Below are 16,936 nucleotides of genomic sequence, written 5' to 3' on the forward strand. Positions count from 1 at the left end.
GCCGGTCGATACTTCGCCCGAAGCACACCGGCGGCGCGATTTTTTCGGAAGGAACGAAATGAAGGCCGGCTCCGCTCCCTTGTGGTTGGTCTGTATCGTTACGCTAATTGCCGAAAGCTCGCCAGCCTTCGCTCAGACCGACGCTGAAATGAATGCAGCGAATAATCCGCTGCAGCCCAGCGTGAGCCTCAACCTCCAGAACATCTACATCGACAGTTATTACGGACTGCGCGATGTCGACGGCAACAACGGCCTGCTGCGCGGATCCACGCCGCACAAACTTTTCGGCAAGCCGCTGTTGATGCGTGCCACGCTGCCGATCGTCACCACGCCGGACCTGCCGCCCACCGGCTCGCAGACCGATGTGGGCGATCTCAATCTGTTCGATCTGCTGCTGATGAAGGCCGGCAAGTTCGAACTGGGCCTGGGCCCGCAACTCACCTTGCCGACCGCGGGCCGCGATGAAACAGGCACCGGCAAGTGGCAGGCGGGCCTCGCCTTCCTGGCGATCGGTCCGCGGCATTGGGGAATCCTGGGCAGTCTGGTGACCTGGCAGCATTCGTTCGCGGGCGACAGCGACCGTCGCACTCAAAACAATCTGCAGGCGCAGCCGCTGGTGATATTCAACCTTCCCAGGGGCTGGTACCTGCGCAGCACCGCGACCTGGACCTGGGACCTGCACGAGGGCACCTACTACCTGCCGGTCGGCGCCGGCGTCGGCAAGGTCTGGAAGCCCTCCGCCGCGACCTGGAACGTGTTCGTCGAACCGCAGTGGACGCTCGCGCACGATGGCGACGGCGTGCCCGAATTTCAGATATACGCCGGGCTCAATCTGCAGTTTCCTCTCTAGCCACGGGCGCTTGCACACGCTGACCGCGGTTGGACCTAGGTCCAACTGTTCCGGCAGGGACGGCCATGCCAATTTCAATTCAACCAGCCCCTGGTCACTGGAATGCAAGCCGCTCATGACGGGTGACTTTCTCAACTATGCCTATCTGATCGGCCTCGTCCTCATCGCTCAGCTGGCGTTGGTCGTGATCGTCCTCACCTACGACAGACACGGGAACCCGCAGCGAAATTCGAGCCTCGGCGCCGAAGTCACGCACCACGCCCGCCTGGCGCTGGCCGGCGAGCTGACGGCGTCGATCGCGCACGAGATCGCCCAGCCGCTCGGCGCGATTCTCAATAATGTCGAAACGGCGGAGCTGATCCTCAAACAGCGTCAGAACTCGACGGACGCGGAGGCGCTCGCGCCCATTCTCGCCGATATCAAGCGCGACGACATGCGGGCCAACGAAGTAGTCAACCGCCTGCGCGCCCTGCTTCGCAAGCGCGAGCTGAAGCTGGAGCCCATGGACATCAACGCGCTCGTCAGTAGCGCCGTGACACTGATTCGCGCCGATGCGGGCCGCCGACTGGTGCAACTGCGCATCGAGCTGGAACCGGACCTGCCGCCGGTGGCCGTCGATCCGATTCATTTGCAGCAGGTGGTGTTGAACCTGCTGGTCAATGGCATGGATGCGATGAACAAGACCCCGCCGCAGGCACGCTGTCTGCACGTGCGCACGCGGCTGCGGGCCGGCTCGGCGGTAGAAATTGCCGTTCGAGACAACGGCCACGGCATCGACGCCGCGAATGCCGGCCGATTGTTCGACTCGTTCTTCACCACCAAGGAGGGCGGCATGGGTCTCGGCCTGTCGATCGCCCGCTCGATCGTGCAGGCCCACGGCGGCACGATCTGGGCCGAACGCAGCCCCGGTGGCGGCTCGATCTTCGCGTTTCGCCTGCCCCTACCCCAACGTCAACGCCAACGCACTCCCAGAGTTGGCATCCCTGAACTGACGAGTCCTGGAGGTTGATATGCAGCTTTACGATCCACTCACCTGCGACCACCGCATTTATATCGTCGACGACGATGACAGTTTCCGCAGCAGCCTGGCGCGCCTGCTCAGCACCGCGGGAATGTTTCCTGTGCCGTGCCGAAGCGTCGGCGATTATCTGCTGGCCGACCATGCCGACTGTCCGAGCTGCATCGTGCTCGATATGTTGATGCCCGGGCCGAGCGGGCTCGAACTGCTGGCGTCGCTGGCCCATCAGAGGAACGCGCCGCCGGTCATCTTCGTCACCGCGTTCAATGACATTCCGGCCACGGTGCAGGCGATGAAGGCCGGCGCCATGGACTCGCTGTCGAAACCGCTCGATACCAAGCGCCTGTTGCAATCCCTGCGGGACGCCATCTCGCGCGACGCCCGAAGGCGCGCCGAGCGCCGGGAGCTCGAGCAACTGCAATCCAGGTACTCCGAGCTGACCCCTTGCGAGCGAGACATCTACATAGGCGTGGTGCACGGCAAGTTGAACAAACAGATGGCGCTGAAGCTCGGCATCTGCGAGCGCTCGATCAAGTCGCACCGCTCCAGCGTCATGCGCAAGATGCGAGTCTCGTCGGTCGCCGGACTGGTGAAGACCGCGAAAATGCTGGACGTACTGAGCGGCGCAAGTGACATGCAAGCTGTCAACCAGTAGCCTCGCGAGCGCGAAGCCCATGAGACGCTTCGCATGCAAGTGTGCCGCGCCAACGTCATCATCGTCGAAGACGACATGGGCTTGAACCGTGCCGTCGCGAGACTGTTGAACATCGCAGGCTTCCGCTCCAGCAGCTTCGAATCCGCCGAACATTTGCTCCAGAGCGCCTCGGCGCCGGCCGCGGATTGTTTTGTGTTCGACATTCATCTGCCCGGCATCACCGGCGTCGAGCTGCTCGACCGGCTGGATGCGGCCGGTATCCACCGGCCCGTCATCTTCATCACCGCCCATGACGATGCACACACCCGCTATACAGCGCGCGCCGGTGCGTCCTATCTCACCAAACCCTTCACCGGACAGGCATTGATCCAAGCCATCGATGCGGCGCTCACCCTGTCGCCCTGAGCTCGATTTTTGCCTACAGCGTCGGGGTTGGAACCTGGCGCCGTGTTAGCTGCTTCGTTGTATGGTCATCAGCGCGGGAGCATCTCATGAGCATCTTCTCACGTATCAAAGACGCCATCTTCGGAGCGAGCGCCAAGGCGGCGCCGGCGCCTGCACCTTCGGCGGCGCCCAAACCGACAACGACGGCGGCGCCGAAACCAGCAACAGCTCCAGCGAGCACGCCTTCAACAGCTGCGCCGGCCGCAGCCGCCGTCGACGTGGAAGCGGTGCTGCAGCAGATGGCCGCAAATCAAAAACAGCAGTTGAACTGGCGTACCTCCATCGTCGATCTGATGAAACTGGTCGGCCTCGACTCCAGCCTCGAGAATCGTAAGGAACTGGCTCGCGAGCTGGGCTACCAGGGCGACAGCAACGATTCCGCCGCCATGAATATCTGGCTGCACAAGCAAGTCATGAAACAACTGGCCGCGCACGGCGGCAAGGTGCCCGCCGAACTGAAAGACTGAATCGCGCCGCGCTAAAAAATATTCTTTCGGCCGCCCGCCGCTCCTGGAACTTGGCAGCGCGGCGTTCGTTCGTGCCTAACGAACGGACAATTATATTTCTCCAGGGGGCGGTCATGCGCACAATGAAGTGTTCCGCGGCGTTCCTGCGTCTGCTGGCCGGCGGTGTTCTGGCCTGCTATTCCCTCTCGCTGCCGGCCGCACCGGTGGTGTTGCTCGAAAAAGCCAGACTGGCTCCATCCGACGGCGCGCCCGATGGCGGATTCGGCCGCTCGGTCGCGATCGACGGCAATGTCGCAGTGATCACGGCGAACAACCAGCAAGCCACGCACGGCGCGGGAGAAGATTTACTGGGCGCGGCATATGTTTTCGAGCGCCAGGCGTCCGGCGCCTGGATACAAACGGCCAAACTCACCACCGGCGACGATGGCGATTTGTATGGAATAGACGTGGCCGTCGGCGGCAATGTCATTGTCGTGGCGGCCGTCTTCTCCGGCCTCGCGCACGTGTACGAAAAAATCTCAGGCAGCTGGCAGCAAACCGCCGTGTTGGGAAGCACACCGGGCAGTGGCAGCGGTTTCTCGGTCGCAATCGAGAACGGCATCATCGCAATCGGCGAAGAAGAGCCGCACGGCGCGGTGCTCTACCAACGCCAGGCCACGGGCTGGGTGCGGATCGCAAGCTATGAAAACGGCTTTCCCCTGGGCGACGATGAGTATTATTCGCCGCGCGTGGATATCTCGCCGAATTACGCCATCCACGGCAGTTGGGGCTTCGACAGCGACCCGCCGCATCTGTCCACGGCCTATATCTACAAGCCGGGCCCGGGCGGCAATTGGGCACAGCCCACCGTCACCGCGCTCACGCAACCGAATGGCCCACCGACTGCGACCGGCTGGTCTCGGCAAGTGATGATTTCCGCCAATACGGCGTTGATCGAAGGCTATGTGTTCCGGCCCGATGCAAACGGTCAATGGCGTTTTGAAACCATAGTGCCAGGCGCATCCCAACTCGATGATGACGAGGTGACCATTCTCGGCTTTGCCGGGGCGTACCGTTATGCGCAGCTGCATCGACGCACCACCTCGGGAGATGCGTGGCCCGTTCGCGCCGAACTGGCGGCAAGTGACGAGGCTCGCATTACATCGATGAGCTCCGATGCCGGCCGCGCGCTGCTCGCGTCATATCGAAGCCCGACAGCCGCAGCTTATCTATACGAGGTGCCGTCGAACCTCAACCGTAACGCACTCGTCGAAGACACCTTCCAGGACGGCGACGCAGTCGGCTGGGTCACAACGCCGGGCAGCACGTTTGCTGTCGCGACCAGCGGCACGTCGCGCTTCTACAGACAGACGAACACTACCGGCAACGCGGCAGCTCTGTGGCAAACGACGCCCAACAACGATCAATCCATCCAAGCCGACATCACGCCGCGCGCGTTCGATGGGGCGGATCGATGGTTCGGCCTGGTGACCCGCTACAGCGACGCTAACAACTACTACTACGTCACCGCCCGTTCCGGCGGCGGCATCCATCTGAAGCGCATGTTGGGCGGAACGTTCACAACGTTAGGCACCGCCGCGCTGCCCGTCACCATCGGCGCCACTCACCGCATCCGCCTGGAAGCGGTGGCAGATCACATTCGTGTGCTGGTGAATAACCGGCCAGTCATTCGCGTGCGCGACTCGGGCATCGCCGGCGGCGGCCAGCCCGGCGTCATGATGTTTCGAACGCAGGCCGACTACGACAATATCGTGGTGAACGAGAACCCCGCCTTCACGGCGTTCGTCGACGACTTCCAGCTGATCAACTTCGACTGGAACGCGGTCGCGGGCACGTGGAATCGCGTCGATACCGGCACTACGTGGGTGCGCCGACAGAGCGATCTCACGGGCGGCGCTCGCCTGGTGACCATCGGCGAAACGCTCGGCGATCAGATCGTCGAAGCGGACCTGCGTCCGACGCAGTTCTCAGGCACGGACCGTTGGTTCGGCCTGATGGCGCGCTATCGCGACGACGCGAACTATCACTATGTCACGTTGCGCACCAGCGGCACGCTGCAGATCAGGAAGCTGGTCAACGGCACGGCCCAGACCCTGGTCAGCGTGCCCTTCACGGTGCAGGCGAATGTTTCCTATCGCGTCCGGCTGGAAGCGGTCGGCTCGAGCCTGCGCGTCTATGTCAACGGCGTGTTACGGGCGGAAGCCGCCGACGCATCGATCACGCCCGTCGCCTCCACCGCCGGCGTCGCGATGTACAAGACAGCGCTGGACCTCGACAACGTCGTGATCGCGCAGCCGTGACCCGCCAACGGCTGACGGCCAACACCTCGCCTGTTGGCCGTCAGCAGTATTCAGGGCAGAATCTCAGCCAGTTCCGGCTACCGGCGAGGAAGAATCGATGGCTGAGTTCACCCGCGTTCGCGACGGCGTCGATCGTCGCGATTTTCTGGCTCTGGCAGGCGCCAGCGCCCTGGCGCTAGGCACACCCGCATGGGCATCCTCCGCCGCACGCTATCCCGCGATCCGCAAGGCTGCGGAAGCCGGGCGCGAAGCCGCCATCAAGCGCATCCAGGACTGGATCGCGCACCCATCCATCGCCGCCGAAAACCTCAACATGAAGGAAGGCGCCGAGTACATGGCCAACCTTGCCCGCGAGGCGGGTTTCGATTCGGCCACCCTCATGCCGACCGACGGCCATCCCGGTGTGTTCGCGACCATGGACAACGGCGCCAAGCGCACGCTCGCGCTGTACTTCATGTACGACGTGAAGCAGTTCGATCCCGCCGAATGGTCATCCCCGCCGCTCGAAGGCCGCATCGTCGATAAGCCCGGCTTCGGCCGCGCGATCGTCGGTCGCGGCGCGGTCAATCAGAAAGGCCCCGAAGCGACCGTGCTTGCCGCACTTCACGCCTTCCGAGCCGCCAAGGTGAAGCTGCCGGTCAATCTGGTGCTGGTCGCCGAGGGCGAGGAAGAAATCGGCTCGCCGAATTTCCATCAGGTCGTGCAGAGCCCCAATGTGCTCGCGGCGCTGAAGAAAGCCGAGGGCATTTTCATTCCGGCCAGCTGGCAGGACATGAATGGCCATGTCGCGGTCAATCTGGGCTCCAAGGGCGTGGTCGAGCTGGAGCTGATTGCCAGCGGCGAGAAGTGGGGCCGCGGTCCGAAGGGCGACATCCACTCCAGCATGAAGGCCATGGTCGATTCGCCCGCCTGGCGGCTGGTGCAGGCGCTGAACACGCTGGTGACGCCGGACGGCAATACCGCGGCCATCGATGGCTGGTTCGAAAACGTCCGCCCGCTCACACCGCGCGAGAAAGAACTGATCGCGGAGATCGCCCGCAGCGGCGATGAGGCGACTCAGAAGAAATTGCTCGGTGTGACCCGATGGATCGACGACCTGCCTTACGCGCAGGCGCTCGAACGGCTGGCCTCGCAACCGACCGTCAACATCGAAGGCCTGGTCTCCGGATACACCGGGCCCGGCGGCAAGACCATCCTGCCCGGACGCGCCGTCGCCAAGCTCGACCTGCGCCTGGTGCCCAGCCAGACGCGCAAGGAAGTGGTCGAAAAGCTGCGCGCGTATTTGGACAAGAAGGGCTTCAACGACGTCGAGTTGAAAGTCACCGGCGGCTACGACCCGACCGAAACAGCCGAAGACAGCCGCATCATTCGCGCCGAGCTTGCAACTTACAAGCGCGCTGGCGTGAAGGCGACGCTCAATCCGCGACTCGCTGGCTCGTGGCCCGGCGCTGTGTTCACCGCTCCGCCGGTGTCACTGCCTGCAGGTCACTTCGGCCTCGGCCACGGGTCAGGCGCGCACGCTCCGGACGAGTACTACGTGGTCGAGTCGACCAATCCCAAAGTTGCGGGCATCGTCGACGCAGTCATGGGCTATGTCGATATGTTCTATCAGATCGCCGAGGTCAAATAGGAGTCTGCGTGATACGAGTGTTCCGCTGCAGCGATTACATCGAAGCTCATCTCGTCGAAGGACTGCTGAGAGAGCGAGGCATCGAGACATTCCTGCAGGGCGCGATGCTGCAAGGTGGCCTGGGCGAACTGCCCGCGCTCGGCCACCTTGCGATCCTGGTCGACGAGTCCGACGCCAGCGCCGCCAGGCGCATCATCGACGCCTACGAGCGTGGCGAGCTGAAGATCGTCGACGAAGAGCAGGACGGATAACGTTACTTCGCCTTCGCCCGCACCTGAGCGACTACGTCGAGGATCGCGTCGGTCACCAGCTGCGGCTCGTCGGCTTGAATGTTGTGTCCCGCCTTGCTGGCGACGAGCAGCACGTGCAGATCTTTCGCCACGTCGAGACTGGTGCGCGGCAGAGTCGCTTTGTCACTTCGACCCAGGCCCGCCCGATCATAGGCGCAGACCCGCGTCGTCTTCGCGACGTCGCGAATGATGACCGGCCAGCCTCTGGGAAGATTCCACGTGGTGACCGTCTCGACCGAAACACCGCCGCCTGGCTCGATGATCACCGTCGGCGCGCCGCTGCCCTGACATCTATAGCGCAACGAACGCCCGCCGATATCGACACTCGCAAACCCCGGCACGGGCTCCGCGGAGGGCGCGCTCGCGTCCCATTGCTTCTGGCCGTGTGCGCAGAACGGAACAAGCGCGACTAGAGTCAGGCCGATGAGACGGTACGTTCCAAGGTTGTGCATGCACCGAGCTCTGTGAGAAATACCGGCCATAGGGTAAGCTGCCGGGCCTTGGGCCGCACTCCCTGGCGGCCGTCGCTCACCGAATTAGCCCTCCTTGCACGCCGCAGCTGCTTTACACCGCCCGATCCTGGGGATCGCGCTGAAACTCGTGTCTGTCGTCCTGTTCGCCGGGATGACGTTGTGCGTAAAGCTGCTCGGGCCGGCGGTGCCGGTCGGGCAGACGATTTTCGTGCGCGGTTTGCTGTCGATCCTGCTGCTGGCGCTGATTGCCTGGCATACCAATCAGCTGCATCTGCTGAAGACCAACAACCTGAAGTCGCACGCGCTGCGTTCGCTGTCGGGCACGGTGAGCATGTTCTGCCTGTTCACGGCCGTCACCATGATTCCACTGGCCGATGTGACAGCGATCTCGTTCACCTCGCCCATGTTCATCACCTTGCTCGCGATGGTGTTCCTCGGCGAGCAGATCCATCGTTTCCGCTGGACCGCGCTGGCGCTTGGCTTCATCGGCGTGCTGATCATGCTCGGCCCGCATCTCACGTTTGCAGATGGCGCGTCGCTCGGCGTTCTGGTTGCGCTGGGTGCGGCGATGTTCTCGGCCGTGGCGATGATCTTCCTGCGCATGATGAGCGGCGGCGAGCACGCGCTCACGATCACGTTTTATTTTTCGCTGACCTTCATGGTCTGCGCGGCGCTCACAGCGTTCGGTGGCTGGGTGGTACCGACGCTGGCACAGTGGCTGCTGATCGTCGGAGCCGGCGTGTTCGGCGTCGCCGGCCAGCTGGTAATGACGTATTCCTATCGATACGCGCCGGCCTCCACCATCGCCCCGCTCGATTACACCAACATGATCATGTCGGTCATCCTGGGTTATGTGTTCTTCGCGGAGATCCCGACGGCTTCGATATGGATCGGCGCGCCGCTGGTCGTCGCCGGCGGGCTCATCATCCTGTGGCGCGAATATGCACTGAAGAAACGCCCCAGCCCGCCGGCGCCGGAACCGACGCCGGAAACCTGAGGCTACTTCAGCAGCACCAGCTCTTCGGCCATCGTCGGATGAACCGCGACCACCTCATCGAGCTGTGACTTGCGGATGCCGGCTTTCACGGCAATTGCCAGCACCTGCAGAATCTCCGGCGCATCCGGACCGATCATGTGAGCGCCGACGATTTTCTCGCTCGCCCCGTCGACGATGACTTTGTACAGCGCGCGCTCGTTGCGTCCCGCGAGTACGTTCTTCATCGGACGGAAGTCTGCGGTGTAGACCTTCACGGCGCCGAGTCGATTGCGCGCCTCCCCTTCCGTCATCCCGACACCGGCGAGCGGCGGATGACTGAAGACGGCTGAAGGAATGCAGCTGTAATCCACCTTGGTCGGCTTCTTGCCGAACACCGTGTCCGCGAATGCTTGTCCTTCGCGGATCGCGACTGGCGTCAGCTGCACGCGATCGGTCACATCGCCGACGGCGTAAATGGATGGACACGTCGAGCGACTTTCATCGTCCACGCGGACCGCGCCATTCTCGTCGACCTCGACGCCCGCGCTCTCCAGCCCCAGACCTTGCGTATTCGGCACGCGGCCGGTAGCAAACATCACCGCATCGAACTCGGCCGGTCCGCCGGGCATGTGAACGGTGAGCGCGCCGCTCGACTCCTTGACGATCTTCTCGATGGGCGAATTGAACAGGAACTGGATGCCCTTGATCATCGAGATCTGCAGCAGCCTGTCACGAATCTGCGCGTCGTAGCCACGCAGGATCGCATCGGAGCGATTGACCACCGTGACTTTGACGCCGAACTCGTTGAACACGCCGGCGAACTCATTGGCGATATAGCCGCCGCCGGCGATCAACAACCGCTTCGGCAGCTGTTCGAGATGGAACGCCTCGTTGGAAGTGATGCCATGCCCGCAGCCCGGCTGCTTCGGCACGTGCGGTCGCGCTCCAGTCGCGATGAGAATCACGTCGGCCGTGTATTCGCGCTCGCCGACTCGCACGCTGTTCGGGCCCGTGACCACAGCCCGCTCCTGCAGAATCTTTACTTTGTTATTTTCGAGCGTCTGCGTGTACAGGCCGCTGAGTCGCGTGACTTCGGCCAGCACGTTATCGCGCAATGTCGGCCAATCGAACCTTTTGCCCTCGACGTGCCAGCCAAAGCGGCGCGCATCTTCCAGGTCTTCGGCGAAGTGAGCGCCGTACACCAGCAGCTTCTTCGGCACGCAGCCGCGGATCACACAAGTGCCGCCGATCCTATATTCCTCGGCGACTGCGACTTTGGCTCCATGCGCCGCTGACACGCGCGCCGCGCGCACACCGCCGGAACCGGCGCCGATGACGAACAGATTGAAATCGCGTTGGGACATGACCGGGAATCTACTTGAGCTTTCGGGTGACCACGATGTCGACCGAATTCGACTGCGGATCGAACATGATTTGCGCCTCGCCCCGCTCGAGCTGATGCATCACGTGCGCCAGCTTTTCCTCGAGCGTGAACTCGCGCTCGCCGTACTCCGTACCTTCACGCAACACGAACGATTCGATGACGCCGCGAAGCGCATCGGCCGACAGCTCGGTGTGCGGCACTGCCACGGGCGTCAGATCTTCGTCGTCGGAGTACGGGAGGGAGGGATCGAACGGCATACGCGACGATAGCACAGCTCCTGCACGTCCATGCGCTCGCTGCATCAGGGCATCCATGCCCAAGTCAGCTCAGCTGGCGCGGCCTCGGGCCAGGCATTTCTGGTAGCGATCGTCGACGCGCCTGGCGAACCATTCGGTGGTGAGCTTGCGTGTGATCTTGGGGCTTTCCAGACGGATGTTAGGCACGAGCGCGCGTGGCACTGAGCCTTTCAGTTTCTTGTCAGCCAACGCGAACACTCGCTTGAAAAGTCTACTGTCTTCGAACGCCTGCTCACGGCCCAACTCCAGGTCCCGCCGAATCGCACGGTCGTCCAGCTCCAGCTCACCGGCCAGGCTGCGAATCGCCAGCTCCGTCTTGCTCGGCGCGCTCGAGCCCTCGATCAATAGATCACCATCGAGAGCCAGCTTCGTCTTGGACAATTTGGCGATGGCGCTCTGAAACGCCGCATTTCGGCTGGCGTAGTGGCCGGCGTTGAAATCGGCGAAGCGATACACCATGCCCGGATAGCTCACGGGATAATCGAGCAGATGCGCGATGCCGAAATACATGCCGCCGCGTCGAGTGAACACCTCCTCGCGAACGCTGCCCGGCATGGGATAGGGATAGCGCTTCCGATCGGCGTGCTGTTCGGCATACGCGATGCTCACTTGCATCGGGCCGCCGGTGCGAACGGGATTCAAGCTGCCGAACAAACGTCCGCCGAGCGGCACCATGCCGATGAAGTCGGCGAAGATCTCGCTCAGCTCCTGCTCGGTCTTGACCTTGTCCAGCCGCTCGCGATAGCTCTTGCCATCCGGAGACTGCACGCTCAACGCCGCATCCACCAGAAACTTTGGAATCTTGTAACGTGCCGCCCTCGCATCGATCTCACGGCGCGCAATGGCTGGCAACCCCGCCACCGCTGGAGTGGCCTGGAACGTGGACTCCTGCTCGGTCACTGCGATCACCGCGCAGATGTTCTCCGAGGTCGGACGGATCGAGAGCGCCTCGAACGCGGCGAAGATGTCGATCGCCCAGCCGTCGCGATTCTTGACCGTGGGAGAAATGCGCTTGGCGATCTCGGCCCGCGCCACATCCGGATCGATGGCCGGCTCGCGCACTGGCGGATTCATACAGCTCGCGATCAGGCTCATGCACAGTGAGACGGCCACCGCGCCGAACCGGCGGCAACGGAGCGAGTTGCGGCGTAACGGTCCGGTCATGTGCTGACTTCCGGCAGCTCCTGCACATCCATGTGCCCGCTGCATCAGGGCATCCCTGCCCAAGTCAGCCTCGCCCACGCAAGCCTCGCCGGGCGGTCGAGCTTCTTCAACGCCGCTTCCGCTTTCATCGCCTCGGACTTGGTGGCAAAGGCTTGCGCGCCGAGCACGCGAACGGGCGGATTCGAGCGCGTGAATTTCGCGCCCTTGCCACGGCTGTGAGCTTCGAAACGGGCAGCAACGTCGGTCGCGATGCCCGCATAGGTGCGGCCATCACGGCAGACGAGCAAATAAACCCACCAGCTTTGAGTCATACGGAGAGGTTACCGCATGTATCGCCGATTCGGGCAAACTGCGCTCGACTGCCGCCGCCGAAGGACGAAGGAACGCCGTGAACGACCTGGTCACCGATCTCGACACGTTGCAAGGCCACGTTGGCAAACTGCCCGCCCCGCGCGACTTGAAAGTCATCGATTACCTCGACGACAACGCCCTGCGCTGGCTCGCGGCTGCGCCGTTCATGTTTGCGGCTGTTGGCGATCACGGCGGAATCCGGGTGACGGCGGGCGGCGGTGAAACGGGCTTCCTGCGCGTGACCGATCCTCAGTCCATTCAATTGCCCCGGTCGCTGCTCGACGATCCCGGCCTGGCGCGTGAAGGACAAGGCCTCGGTTCGCTCTTCCTCGTGCCCGGGATCGATGAAACGTTGCGCATCAATGGACGTGTTCGCAGCGTCTCCGACGGTCATATCGGTGTCGCAGTGGCAGAATGCTACTTACATTGCGCCAAGGCTTTCATGCGATCGGGATTCTGGAGCGCAACGCCTATCGATGGAAATGTGACTGCCGATGCTGCCGCTTTCGTCGCGCAAAGCCGCTTCATGGCGCTGGCCACCATCGACAAGGACGGCCGCGCAGATGTGAGCCCCAAGGGAGATCCAGCCGGCGCGTTATTGAAAGCGCATCAGGAGGCTGTGTGGTACCCGGATCGTCCGGGCAACCGCCGCGTCGACAGCTTTCGGAACATCTTGACCCAACCGCGGATCGCGGCGATGGCGGTGATTCCAGGATCGCTGGACGTCATGCTCGTTACGGGCGTCGCCAGTGTGTCCACCGATGAAGCGGTACGCGCATCGTTTGCGGTGAACGAGAAAACCCCGAAGCTCGTGACCCGAATCGAGCAAACCGAATGTATCTTGCGTAGAAGCGAAGCCCTGTCTCGCGCACGACTTTGGCCGGCGGTGCAGACCGCCACCGGCCTCGAACCCGCGGAGATATTCAAAGCTCACATCAAGCTGAGCCGGGTCCGCGGCGCAGAGGCGGCCCTGGCCCGGGCCAGCGTGTCGATCCCGGGCATGATGCGCAAAGGGCTCGACCACGACTATGAAAAGAATCTCTACTAAAGCCGCAGGCCCGAGCGGTCCGGCGCCATCACGCCGCCAATGGCGGCGCCGATCAACAAACTCACACTCGAGATCAGCGCCCACAAGCCGACCGCCATTCCGCCGAAGAAACCGAGCAGCGGACGGCCATACGAAGCCAACATGATCCACAGCGCCGCGCCGACCACGATCGACGGCAACACCGCCGCACCCACCCCGCGCCCCGCCGATCCCGCCTTGTAGCCACCCACCCAGCCGCCGATCAGGCCGTTGATGGCCGGCAGAAAGAACAGCACCAGGCTGATCAGGATCATCCAAAGTGAGCTGGCCAGGATGGAGCTGTCCCGTGCTTGCGCCATGGTGCGGTCCTCGTCGATTCGGTTTGACTTGTAACACCCAATTCGGACAACGGTTCCCCCGCCTCGATGACCGTCTCTGGCCGCAACGATGGCGCTTTCGGTCCGTAGTTCGGGCACGTCGCTGGGCTAAACTTCCGCATCGACATTTCCCGGAACGATATCGCCATGACTTACACGCTCTATTACTCGCCGGGGTCCGCCAGCCTGGCGGTGCATTGGATGCTCATCGAGCTCGGCGTGCCGTTCGAGGCGAAGCTGGTCAGCATCGATGCCGGCGCGCAGAAATCGCCGGAGTATCTGCGTGTGAATCCCACCGGACGCATTCCCACCCTGATCGTCGACGGCAAGGCGCATGGAGAATCCGCCGGGCTGCTGATGTTGCTCGCCGAGCGTCATCCAGAGAAGAAATTCGCGCCGTCGCCGGGAGCGCCCGGTCGCGCCGACTGGCTCGAGATGATGATCTTCCTCGCGAACACGGTGCTGCCCGCCAAGCGCGATTGGTTTTATGCCCAGACCGATGGCGATCCTGCGGACGCGGACGCGGTCAAGGCGCTCGCGCGACGTCGAATCGAAGGTGCATGGGACCGGCTCGATGCGCATCTCGCCGACGGTCGCACTTACATCATGGGCAGTGAACTGACCGCGGCCGACTTCCTCGCCACCATGGTCATGCGCTGGTCGCGAAACATGCCGCGACCGGCGACCGCCTGGAAAAATCTCGCGCCCTACATCCATCGCATGCGCTCCCGCCCTGCATTTATCGAGGTCAACGACCGCGAGGGCCTGACGGACTGGAGAAATTAGCGCCCGCTGTGGTCGATCCGGTTAAGGCGATGTCGTAGAGCAAATCGCAGATCCGGCCGTAGGGGTCGTTGGTCCGTACGACCATGTTTGCTGCACGGACTCCGCTCGTATGCTCGTTCGCAGTTTCCTATTGCGCTCGAGGAACTCACGCGATGCATACGCCGATTGCCGCTTCTGTCGCCGCTACTTTCCACAACCCGCCCACGTGGGTGAAAGGCGTTGCACGCGCCACGTTCCTGGCCCTGTTCGTCAAGGGCGCGGTGTGGGTGGGCGCGTCGTGGCTGGCCGTTCGGGGCTTCGGCGCTCTGTAATCCACGTGCTGCCGCCTCGCAGCTCCGCACTTCCATAGCCCGGAGCCTGCGGCTTGCCCTCGATGAAGTCCTGCATCATCTGGAAATAGCCCTGCGGCTGGCGTGTCGACACGCGCTCGCCATCCGCCTGCGTCTCGAACTCATACATCCCATGATCCGCGTCGGGAAAAACAGCCGCCGTAATTGGCCGACCGGCTTTTCTCAGGGCCTCCAGCCGACGCAGTGTCTGCCGTGGCGGCGCGTCGCGATCCTGTCCTCCCAGGACCCACAGCTGCGGCACGTCGAGATTCGACAACACTGGCATCGGGTCGTAGCGAGCCGGTACGCCTTCGAGTAAGGGTGGGCCTTCCTTCCGTATCGATTCTTCCGACCCGGCCAGCAGATACCAGGTGAAGTTGCCGCGGACCGACTTGAACCAGGGCTCGTTGCCATACCTGCGCTTCACGGCGGCGAGCTGCTCGTAGCCTTCAGTGAAGTTGCTCTCGACGATTCGCGCCGTGGCATCGGCAATCTCCAGGGCCTTGACCTCGATCTCGGGCCCGAAGCCGGCACGCTCCATGTCGAACTGGATCGCCTCGCGATCTTCATCGAGCGGCGAGACCGCCAGCCCGAAGCTCACGATGACGAAGTCGACTGGCTCGATTTGCGCAGCCAGCGGCGCCACCCAGCCTCCTTGGCTGCCACCCTGATATCCAACTCGTCCTGCGCGTTCGCCGGCGAGACGCCGCGCCTCACGCACGGCGTGAATTGCATCGGTCGCCAGTAACAAATAATTCTGCGAGTAACGCCCGCCCGACGCGCCCGTGCCCCGCTTGTCATAGGCGAACACGCCGATGCCGACGCTCGCGAACTGCCGCTGCAACGAATAATCCTCGAGCGCCGATGAATGCTCGGCGCCATGAATCAATACGACGATGGGCACTCGCGCCTGCCCCGGCGGCAGCGTCAATCGCCCGGCCAGCTCGACACCGCTGCCTTGAAAACGCGTGTCGATTTGAATCAAAGCCTGGCGCTTGCCCGTGATTTCGTCGAATCGAATCTCACCCCGCTTGCAATCGGAAAACGTGACGTGATGTCCGTCGGCGCGATCGGTCCAGCCCAGCTTGCTGGCCCACCGCCCCTTTCCCTGCGAAGTCAGCGCGCCGGTGCGGCCGTCGAGAAATCTCCATCGCAACTTGCCTTCGGAGCTGGGCGCGATGTCCAGCCTGGTCCCGTCCGCCATGGCATAGCTGCCGACTTCGCAAGGAATGGGATTCGAAGGTGAAGCAGCGATTGCTCGCGTGCTGCCGAGCGCCAGCACAACGATCGAGATAGGGATCATCCAATGCATGAGAACAACCTTCCAGGTTCGCTGCGGATGCGACCTACGACGCGGCACATCCGCCAAAGGTTGCAGCCCAGGTCGATGCCCCCTTGGTCTAATCGCGGCCCGCGCCAGTTTCGCTACGTTGCCGGAGTCGGTCCGTTCCCCTCCGAGGAGCCCACATGAGCACCGCACCCGAAATCATGAAGCTGGAAGTCGTCGTCATCCCGGTGGCAGATGTCGAGCGCGCCCTGCGCTTCTATACCCAGCTGGGCTGGCGGCTCGATGGCGATTTCGTCGTCGGCGATGCTTTTCGAGGAGTGCAGGTCACACCGCCGGGCTCCTCGTGCTCGGTGCACTTCGGCAAGGGCCTCACTGAAGCCACGCCCGGCTCGGCATCCGGATTGTTTCTGGTCGTCTCGGACATTCAGGCAGTGCGCGCCCGCTTGATCGAACTGGGCGTCGAGGTCAGCGAAGTAGCGCATCGTCAGGGCCCGGGACAACCCATTCGCCCGGGCATTCATCCCGAGCGAGGCAGCTACGCTTCCTTTGCAACGTTCCGCGATCCGGACGGCAACACCTGGCTGCTGCAAGAAGTCACCACTCGCCTTCCCGGACGCGTCGATGCAGGTACCAGGTTCACGTCGGCGGGCGAGCTCGCTAAAGCGCTGCGGCGCGCGGAAGCTGCCCATGGAGAGCATGAGAAACGCACCGGAGAGCGCGATAAAAACTGGCCCGACTGGTACGCCGATTACCTGGTTCGCGAGCAGACGGGCGAACCCCTGCCGACCTGACCGGCAACCACTCCCCGGGACGGCGCGTTATCTGCTCGAG

The 16,936-nt window shown here is 63.1% G+C and carries 19 protein-coding genes; 12 read left to right on the forward strand and 7 right to left on the reverse strand.

Annotated elements, in window-relative coordinates:
- Nucleotides 1-148 precede the first annotated feature (148 nt).
- The 8 genes from GYH35_RS03840 to GYH35_RS03875 all read left to right on the forward strand — a co-directional run bounded on the left by GYH35_RS03840 (nucleotide 149) and on the right by GYH35_RS03875 (nucleotide 7,615).
- The gene (locus GYH35_RS03840; protein ID WP_202624066.1) at nucleotides 149-850 is read left to right on the forward strand and encodes a hypothetical protein; all 702 of its coding nucleotides are present in this window, start codon (nucleotides 149-151) and stop codon (nucleotides 848-850) included.
- A 115-nt stretch (nucleotides 851-965) separates the two neighbouring features.
- Complete coding sequence (locus GYH35_RS03845) at nucleotides 966-1,859, forward strand: sensor histidine kinase (RefSeq protein ID WP_161814385.1); 894 nt, start codon at nucleotides 966-968, stop codon at nucleotides 1,857-1,859.
- Nucleotide 1,860: 1 nt separating this feature from the next.
- Nucleotides 1,861-2,523 carry a response regulator transcription factor gene (locus GYH35_RS03850; RefSeq protein ID WP_161814386.1) on the forward strand — a complete coding sequence of 221 codons (663 nt, stop codon included), beginning with the start codon at nucleotides 1,861-1,863 and terminating at the stop codon, nucleotides 2,521-2,523.
- Between the two features lie 33 nt (nucleotides 2,524-2,556).
- A complete protein-coding gene (locus GYH35_RS03855) occupies nucleotides 2,557-2,928 on the forward strand; it encodes a response regulator transcription factor (RefSeq protein WP_161814387.1) in 372 nt (123 codons plus the stop codon).
- A gap of 86 nt (nucleotides 2,929-3,014) precedes the next feature.
- Nucleotides 3,015-3,434, forward strand: coding sequence for a DUF3597 domain-containing protein (locus tag GYH35_RS03860; protein WP_161814388.1), 420 nt, complete (start codon nucleotides 3,015-3,017; stop codon nucleotides 3,432-3,434).
- A 113-nt stretch (nucleotides 3,435-3,547) separates the two neighbouring features.
- Complete coding sequence (locus tag GYH35_RS03865) at nucleotides 3,548-5,734, forward strand: FG-GAP repeat protein (protein WP_161827680.1); 2,187 nt, start codon at nucleotides 3,548-3,550, stop codon at nucleotides 5,732-5,734.
- Between the two features lie 97 nt (nucleotides 5,735-5,831).
- A complete protein-coding gene (locus GYH35_RS03870) occupies nucleotides 5,832-7,364 on the forward strand; it encodes a M20/M25/M40 family metallo-hydrolase (protein ID WP_161827681.1) in 1,533 nt (510 codons plus the stop codon).
- Between the two features lie 8 nt (nucleotides 7,365-7,372).
- Nucleotides 7,373-7,615: a putative signal transducing protein gene (locus tag GYH35_RS03875; protein ID WP_161827682.1), complete on the forward strand. Its 243-nt coding sequence runs from the start codon at nucleotides 7,373-7,375 to the stop codon at nucleotides 7,613-7,615.
- A 2-nt stretch (nucleotides 7,616-7,617) separates the two neighbouring features.
- Here the strand turns inward: GYH35_RS03875 and GYH35_RS03880 are convergent, their stop codons facing one another.
- Entirely contained in the window at nucleotides 7,618-8,106 is a 489-nt protein-coding gene (locus tag GYH35_RS03880; protein WP_161827683.1) for an alpha/beta fold hydrolase, read from the reverse strand.
- A gap of 94 nt (nucleotides 8,107-8,200) precedes the next feature.
- On the opposite strand from GYH35_RS03880, the gene GYH35_RS03885 reads away from it, so the two are divergent.
- On the forward strand, nucleotides 8,201-9,124 hold the full coding sequence (locus GYH35_RS03885; protein WP_268894912.1) for a DMT family transporter: 924 nt from the start codon (nucleotides 8,201-8,203) through the stop codon (nucleotides 9,122-9,124).
- 2 nt (nucleotides 9,125-9,126) lie between these two features.
- Here the strand turns inward: GYH35_RS03885 and gorA are convergent, their stop codons facing one another.
- The 4 genes from gorA to GYH35_RS03905 are packed head-to-tail and all read right to left on the reverse strand — an operon-like array spanning nucleotide 9,127 to nucleotide 12,258.
- The gene (gene gorA, locus GYH35_RS03890) at nucleotides 9,127-10,467 is read right to left on the reverse strand and encodes a glutathione-disulfide reductase (protein ID WP_161827685.1); all 1,341 of its coding nucleotides are present in this window, start codon (nucleotides 10,465-10,467) and stop codon (nucleotides 9,127-9,129) included.
- 10 nt (nucleotides 10,468-10,477) lie between these two features.
- Nucleotides 10,478-10,759 carry a YheU family protein gene (locus GYH35_RS03895; protein ID WP_235936689.1) on the reverse strand — a complete coding sequence of 94 codons (282 nt, stop codon included), beginning with the start codon at nucleotides 10,757-10,759 and terminating at the stop codon, nucleotides 10,478-10,480.
- Between the two features lie 54 nt (nucleotides 10,760-10,813).
- Complete coding sequence (locus GYH35_RS03900; protein WP_161827686.1) at nucleotides 10,814-11,947, reverse strand: DUF1615 domain-containing protein; 1,134 nt, start codon at nucleotides 11,945-11,947, stop codon at nucleotides 10,814-10,816.
- A 44-nt stretch (nucleotides 11,948-11,991) separates the two neighbouring features.
- Nucleotides 11,992-12,258 (reverse strand): GIY-YIG nuclease family protein, encoded by a 267-nt coding sequence (locus GYH35_RS03905; RefSeq protein WP_161814396.1) that lies wholly within the window; start codon nucleotides 12,256-12,258, stop codon nucleotides 11,992-11,994.
- Nucleotides 12,259-12,335: 77 nt separating this feature from the next.
- Between GYH35_RS03905 and GYH35_RS03910 the strand changes: the two genes are divergently transcribed.
- Nucleotides 12,336-13,346, forward strand: a complete 1,011-nt coding sequence (locus GYH35_RS03910) for a pyridoxamine 5'-phosphate oxidase family protein (protein ID WP_161827687.1) — start codon at nucleotides 12,336-12,338, stop codon at nucleotides 13,344-13,346.
- Here the strand turns inward: GYH35_RS03910 and GYH35_RS03915 are convergent.
- Nucleotides 13,343-13,684, reverse strand: coding sequence for a hypothetical protein (locus GYH35_RS03915; protein WP_161814398.1), 342 nt, complete (start codon nucleotides 13,682-13,684; stop codon nucleotides 13,343-13,345). The genes GYH35_RS03910 and GYH35_RS03915 overlap by 4 nt on opposite strands.
- Before the next feature lie 165 nt (nucleotides 13,685-13,849).
- Between GYH35_RS03915 and GYH35_RS03920 the strand changes: the two genes are divergently transcribed.
- The gene (locus GYH35_RS03920) at nucleotides 13,850-14,488 is read left to right on the forward strand and encodes a glutathione S-transferase family protein (protein WP_161814399.1); all 639 of its coding nucleotides are present in this window, start codon (nucleotides 13,850-13,852) and stop codon (nucleotides 14,486-14,488) included.
- 249 nt (nucleotides 14,489-14,737) lie between these two features.
- On the opposite strand, the gene GYH35_RS03925 is transcribed toward GYH35_RS03920, so the two are convergent.
- The gene (locus GYH35_RS03925; RefSeq protein ID WP_202624067.1) at nucleotides 14,738-16,129 is read right to left on the reverse strand and encodes an alpha/beta hydrolase family protein; all 1,392 of its coding nucleotides are present in this window, start codon (nucleotides 16,127-16,129) and stop codon (nucleotides 14,738-14,740) included.
- A gap of 155 nt (nucleotides 16,130-16,284) precedes the next feature.
- On the opposite strand from GYH35_RS03925, the gene GYH35_RS03930 reads away from it, so the two are divergent.
- Nucleotides 16,285-16,896 carry a VOC family protein gene (locus tag GYH35_RS03930; protein WP_202624068.1) on the forward strand — a complete coding sequence of 204 codons (612 nt, stop codon included), beginning with the start codon at nucleotides 16,285-16,287 and terminating at the stop codon, nucleotides 16,894-16,896.
- Nucleotides 16,897-16,936: the final 40 nt, after the last annotated feature.

It is taken from the genome of Steroidobacter agaridevorans, from assembly GCF_009932555.1.
Lineage (GTDB): Bacteria > Pseudomonadota > Gammaproteobacteria > Steroidobacterales > Steroidobacteraceae > Steroidobacter > Steroidobacter agaridevorans.

Coding starts and splice junctions, on each gene's coding strand:
- GYH35_RS03840 (WP_202624066.1), top strand. CDS start 149: ATGAATGCAGCGAATAATCCGCTGCAGCCCAGCGTGAGCCTCAACCTC.
- GYH35_RS03845 (WP_161814385.1), top strand. CDS start 966: ATGACGGGTGACTTTCTCAACTATGCCTATCTGATCGGCCTCGTCCTC.
- GYH35_RS03850 (WP_161814386.1), top strand. CDS start 1,861: ATGCAGCTTTACGATCCACTCACCTGCGACCACCGCATTTATATCGTC.
- GYH35_RS03855 (WP_161814387.1), top strand. CDS start 2,557: ATGCAAGTGTGCCGCGCCAACGTCATCATCGTCGAAGACGACATGGGC.
- GYH35_RS03860 (WP_161814388.1), top strand. CDS start 3,015: ATGAGCATCTTCTCACGTATCAAAGACGCCATCTTCGGAGCGAGCGCC.
- GYH35_RS03865 (WP_161827680.1), top strand. CDS start 3,548: ATGCGCACAATGAAGTGTTCCGCGGCGTTCCTGCGTCTGCTGGCCGGC.
- GYH35_RS03870 (WP_161827681.1), top strand. CDS start 5,832: ATGGCTGAGTTCACCCGCGTTCGCGACGGCGTCGATCGTCGCGATTTT.
- GYH35_RS03880 (WP_161827683.1), bottom strand. CDS start 8,106: ATGCACAACCTTGGAACGTACCGTCTCATCGGCCTGACTCTAGTCGCG.
- gorA (WP_161827685.1), bottom strand. CDS start 10,467: ATGTCCCAACGCGATTTCAATCTGTTCGTCATCGGCGCCGGTTCCGGC.
- GYH35_RS03900 (WP_161827686.1), bottom strand. CDS start 11,947: ATGACCGGACCGTTACGCCGCAACTCGCTCCGTTGCCGCCGGTTCGGC.
- GYH35_RS03905 (WP_161814396.1), bottom strand. CDS start 12,258: ATGACTCAAAGCTGGTGGGTTTATTTGCTCGTCTGCCGTGATGGCCGC.
- GYH35_RS03915 (WP_161814398.1), bottom strand. CDS start 13,684: ATGGCGCAAGCACGGGACAGCTCCATCCTGGCCAGCTCACTTTGGATG.
- GYH35_RS03920 (WP_161814399.1), top strand. CDS start 13,850: ATGACTTACACGCTCTATTACTCGCCGGGGTCCGCCAGCCTGGCGGTG.
- GYH35_RS03925 (WP_202624067.1), bottom strand. CDS start 16,129: ATGCATTGGATGATCCCTATCTCGATCGTTGTGCTGGCGCTCGGCAGC.
- GYH35_RS03930 (WP_202624068.1), top strand. CDS start 16,285: ATGAGCACCGCACCCGAAATCATGAAGCTGGAAGTCGTCGTCATCCCG.